This window comes from Campylobacter sp. 2018MI13, from assembly GCF_018501135.1.
Classification (GTDB): Bacteria; Campylobacterota; Campylobacteria; order Campylobacterales; family Campylobacteraceae; genus Campylobacter_E.
The window spans coordinates 1-438 of the sequence record NZ_JAHCZC010000236.1 but is presented as its reverse complement, the minus strand read 5'-3'; the positions used below and the strand labels follow the sequence as shown (position 1 = coordinate 438).

The 438-nt window shown below is 57.8% G+C and carries 2 protein-coding genes; both read right to left on the bottom strand.

The genetic code is table 11. The features are described 5' to 3' along the window. Positions 1–191 (bottom strand): hypothetical protein (locus KJQ99_RS11370; protein WP_502756526.1); only part of this gene is annotated, 191 nt, incomplete at its 3' end. A 126-nt stretch (positions 192–317) separates the two neighbouring features. Continuing rightward, on the bottom strand, positions 318–437 hold the full coding sequence (locus KJQ99_RS11365; RefSeq protein WP_214150726.1) for a hypothetical protein: 120 nt from the start codon (positions 435–437) through the stop codon (positions 318–320). Position 438 lies beyond the last annotated feature (1 nt).

Genomic DNA, 438 nt, shown 5'->3' with positions numbered 1-438 from the left:
CCAGGATGGGCCGACTTTACTGCAGCCATGTGGCCGAGGGTGCCGTAAAGACGATTATCAGCGTTCTCTCGCACCGCGCAGGTGTTGAAGACGACGACATCAGCTGGCGCCAAGGTGTCAGTTCTAGGATCGGGAACGTAGCCGGCCTCCTCGAGAAGCCCGGCGATGCGCTCGGAGTCATGGACATTCATCTGACACCCGTAGGCCCCGACCCGATAAGTCGGAGCCTCGGTGTGCTGCAAGGTGTTATTGGGCATGGCGCACACACTCTACGTCATATACCCGTCGCAACGTGTACTCGCTGACGAACGTGTCGATCACACCACCCTCTGAAGCACGAGCAGTATCCCGCCATAGACGAGGACAAACACCACCAACGGCCACACGAACTTCAGCCAGTGTGAGTACTTAATGTCCAGCATCTGCAGGGTTGCCATT